Consider the following 4,245-nt stretch of genomic DNA (forward strand, 5'->3'; position numbering starts at 1 on the left):
GTTCAAGTCCCCCCTCGCGCACAGTCCGAAAGGGTCCCGATATCGGGACCCTTTCGTCGTTTCCGCTCCGTCGCCGCTCCGCGCGAGAAACCACAACCGCCGCGAGAAACCACGCATTGCGTGGTGTCTCGGGGAAAACGGCGTTTCTCGACGTGGAGCGGGGGCGTCAGGCCACGCCGACGCCGAACAGCAGCCCCAGGACGTAGGTGACGGCAGCCGCACCCCACCCGATCGCGAGCTGGCGCAGCGCGCGCCGCACCGGCGGGGCCCCCGACAGGATGCCGACGAGTGCGCCCGTGGCCAGCAGTGCGACGCCGACGAGTGCGAGGGCGAGGAAGACCGCTGCGAGTCCGGTGAGTCCGAACAGCCACGGCAGCACGGGGATGATCGCGCCCGAGGCGAAGAACAGAAAGCTCGAGCCCGCGGCTCGCCAGGCGCCGCCGATCACGTCGTCGCCGTCGAGATCGGCGGCCACGACGAGGGACGTCGAGCCGCCTTCGCGCGCCGAGCCGACCACCTGCCGGGCGCGCGCATCGGCCTCGTCGGCCGGCATCCCCCGCGTGCGGTAGACCAGGGCGAGCTCGTTCGCGTCGAGATCGAGGTGACCGAGCGCGTCGTCGGCGTAGTCGCTCGGGCGGGCTGCCTCGAGCAGCTCGCGCTGGGACCGCACCGACACGTATTCGCCCGCCCCCATCGACAGCGCGCCGGCGAGCAGCCCGGCGATGCCGCTGAAGAGCACGAACTGCGGCGCGACGCCCGTCGCCCCGATGCCGAGCACGAGCGCGAGGTTCGACACCAGTCCGTCGTTGGCGCCGAAGACGGCCGCGCGGAACACCCCCGACAGGCGACGCCTTCCGCGCGCCGCGAGGCCGCGGACCACCTCGTGATGCACGCGCTCGTCGGCGGCCATCGCCGGCGTCGCGGCCGGGTCGTCGTCGTACGGTGAGCGGGCCTCGGCGTTCTGCGCGAGAGCGAGGGCGAAGACCGATCCGAAGCGCGTCGCCATGAAGCCGAGGACGACGCTGGATGCGCTGCGATGCGGCAGCCGTTCGGGCTCTCCGCCGAGAAGTGCGAGCCAATGCGCCTCATGACGCCCCTCGGCCTCGGCGAGGGCGATGAGGATGGCGCGCTCCTCGCCCGTGCGGCGAGACGCGAGACGACGATAGACGTCGGCCTCGGCGCGTTCGTCGACGAGGTATCGCGCCCAGCGGCGTCGTTCCCTCGGGGTGGCGATCGGTGTGGTCTCGGGCACACTTCACGCTAGTCAGCGCGGACACCCACGCCACTCGTATCGGCCGGTATTGCCAGCATTTCGGAGCTCCGAAGCCGCCGGAGGCGGTGCCGTGGACGTCAGGAGCGCACGCGGGAGCGCAGCACATCGATGCGGGACTGCAGCTGCGCCACCGTCGCCTGTGCCACCGCCGGTCCACCGCACACCCGCCGCAGCTCGGCATGGACGGCGCCGTGCGGCTCACCCGATTGCCGGGCATAGAGTCCCACGAGGCTGTTGAGCAGCTGCCGCTGTTCACGGAGCGTCCGGTGCAGCGCCGGCGGGAGCGTCTGTTCCGGCGAAGGCGGCCGATCGGTGGCCGACTCCCTCGACTCGCGTTCCTTCCGATGCCGGCCCTGTCGGGCCTGACGCTGCATCAGAAGCTCGTGCACGTGCTCGGGTTCGAGGAGTCCGGGCAGACCGAGGAACTCCTCCTCCTCCGGGGTTCCCGGCACGGCCAGCTGACCGAATTCGCGCCCGTCGTAGAGCACGCGGTCGAAATGGGCGAACGATCCGAGCGCCTCATAGGAGAACTCCTCGGTGAGCGCGTCGGAGGCCTTCTCGTCGCGCTCGGCCGCGTCCAGGAGGTCTTCCTCGGCGTTCCAGTCGTCGTCGCCGTCGGAATCGCGATCGAGGGCATGATCGCGCTGTCGCTCCAGCTCGTTGGCGAGAGCGAGCAGCTGGGGGACGTTCGGAAGGAAGACGCTCGCGGTCTCGCCGCGACGGCGCGCGCGCACGAACCGTCCGATGGCCTGCGCGAAGAACAGGGGCGTGGATGCGGAGGTGGCGTACACGCCGACCGCCAGGCGCGGCACATCCACACCCTCCGACACCATGCGCACCGCGACCATCCAGCGCTTCTCACCGCGCGCGAACTCCTCGATGCGCGCCGATGCCTCGGCCTCGTCGGAGAGCACCACCGTGGGCGCCTCGCCACTGATCTGCTCGAGGATCGCGGCGTACGCGCGCGCCGCGGTCTGATCCGTCGCGATCACGAGTCCTCCGGCGTCGGGCACATGCTCGCGCACCTCGCTCAGCCGTCGGTCCGCCGAGCGCAGCACGGCGGGGATCCACTGCCCATCCGGGTTCAGGGCCGTACGCCACGCCTGGGACGTGATGTCCTTCGTGTTGTCCTGGCCGAGGTGGGCCTCCATCTCCTCGCCCGTCTTGGTGCGCCAGCGCATCTGCCCCGCGTAGACCAGGAAGATCACCGGCCGCACGACGCCGTCCTCGAGCGCGCGGCGATAGCCGTAGCTGTAGTCGGTCCGCGAGAGACGGATGCCCTTCGCGTCGGGGTGGTACTCGACGAACGGGATCGGCGCGGTGTCGCTGCGGAACGGTGTGCCCGACAGGAGCAGACGACGCGTCGCGCGTCGGTACGCCTCCCGCAGCGCATCCCCCCAGCTGAGTGCGTCGCCCCCGTGGTGCACCTCGTCGAGGATCACGAGCGTGCGACGGTCGAGCACGAGCTGCTCGTGCACCGAGGCCTTGACGGCCACCTGGGCGTAGGTGACGGCCACACCGTGGTAGTGCCGAGCGGGAGCGACGTGACGATTGCTGAAGGCGGGGTCCAGGCGAATCGACACCCGGGCGGCGGCATCCGCCCACTGCGTCTTCAGGTGCTCGGTCGGGGCGACCACGACGATGCGGTCGACGACGTCACGCCGCAGCAGTTCCGTCGCGAGGCGCAGCGCGAACGTGGTCTTGCCGGCGCCGGGGGTCGCGGCAGCGAGGAAGTCGCGCGGACCGGAACCCGGACCGTCGGGGCCGTCCATCGAGAAGTACAGGTCGAGCGCTTCCGCCTGCCAGGCACGCAGACGCTGTGCGGTGCCCCACGGAGCGCGTTGCGGGTACGTGGGCGAGAGGTGCTCGGCCGCGAAGCTCCCGAGGTGAGCGTCGGAAGGATGCGCGCCGTCGGCGGGAGGAGACTCGTCGAGCACGGCATCCCTCCCTGTCGTGTGATCCGCTGATGCGACTGACTACCTTAGACGAGCCCCGCGACGTCGGCTCCCGGCGGCGGCCGCGCGGGAATAGCCTCGTATCGGTCACGAACCGAAGGAGATCCATGGCAGGCGCGAGCGCGAACCGCACCCCGTTCGTCGAGAACACCGGACCGCATCCGTGGCGTCGTTACGTCGCGATCGGCGATTCGTTCACCGAGGGCATCGGCGATCCGGAGCCGGCTTCGCCGGGTGGGCATCGAGGATGGGCCGATCGGGTCGCCGAGGTGCTCGCCGACCAGGTGGAGGATTTCGCGTACGCCAATCTCGCCGTGCGGGGGCGCCTCATCGGGCAGATCGTGGCCGAACAGGTCGAACCCGCGCTCGCGCTCAAGCCGGACCTCGTGACGTTCTCGGCGGGGGGCAACGACGTCATCCGCCCGGGGAGCGACCCCGATGCCGTCGCCGAGCTGTTCGAGGACGCCGTCGCACGCCTGTCGCGCGACGGCGCGACCCTCGTGGTCTTCACCGGGATCGACACCGACTTCACGCCGGTGTTCCGCGGCATCCGCGGCAAAGTGGCGATCTACAACGAGAACATCCGCGCGATCGCCGACCGCTACGACGCGATCGTCGCCGACCAGTGGGCGCTGAAGGAGGTGCAGGACATGCGGTTCTTCGACGACGACCGCCTGCACATGAACGCGCTCGGTCACCACGAGGTCGCTCGCATGGTACTTCGGGCACTGAACGTGCCGAACGACCTGCTCGCCATGCAGCCCGACCCGCTCCCCCGGCAGACGTGGCGCAAGGCCCGGTCCGGCGACCTGGTGTGGGCGCGGGAGTATCTCGTGCCGTGGGTGCTGCGCCGCGTGCGGCATCAGTCCTCCGGCGACCACGTCACCGCGAAGCGTCCCGATGCCCTGCCGCTCGGTGGTGCGGCCGGACGCGTCATCGACGACGGGGATTGAGCGCCCAGACGGCCACCGCACCGGCTGCGGCGACGTTGAGGGAATCGACGCCGCCGGCCATCGG

At 70.8% G+C, this 4,245-nt stretch carries 3 protein-coding genes and 1 pseudogene; 1 reads left to right on the forward strand and 3 read right to left on the reverse strand.

Annotation, left to right across the window (positions count from 1 at the left end):
- Positions 1–166: 166 nt before the first annotated feature.
- Both B4E30_RS02395 and B4E30_RS02400 read right to left on the reverse strand, forming a co-directional pair.
- Entirely contained in the window at positions 167–1,252 is a 1,086-nt protein-coding gene (locus tag B4E30_RS02395) for a VIT1/CCC1 transporter family protein (RefSeq protein ID WP_286793321.1), read from the reverse strand.
- A 98-nt stretch (positions 1,253–1,350) separates the two neighbouring features.
- A complete protein-coding gene (locus B4E30_RS02400) occupies positions 1,351–3,210 on the reverse strand; it encodes a DEAD/DEAH box helicase (RefSeq protein ID WP_286793322.1) in 1,860 nt (619 codons plus the stop codon).
- Between the two features lie 125 nt (positions 3,211–3,335).
- Here B4E30_RS02400 and B4E30_RS02405 point away from each other — a divergent pair, with 125 nt between their 5' ends.
- Positions 3,336–4,181 (forward strand): SGNH/GDSL hydrolase family protein, encoded by an 846-nt coding sequence (locus B4E30_RS02405; protein ID WP_194383171.1) that lies wholly within the window; start codon positions 3,336–3,338, stop codon positions 4,179–4,181.
- Here B4E30_RS02405 and B4E30_RS02410 read toward each other — a convergent pair.
- A pseudogene (locus B4E30_RS02410) lies at positions 4,162–4,245 on the reverse strand (rRNA methyltransferase); the annotation flags it as partial. The gene B4E30_RS02405 and the pseudogene B4E30_RS02410 overlap by 20 nt on opposite strands.

The organism is Microbacterium sp. UBA3394 (assembly GCF_002358725.1).
GTDB classification, from domain to species: Bacteria; Actinomycetota; Actinomycetes; order Actinomycetales; family Microbacteriaceae; genus Microbacterium; species Microbacterium luteum.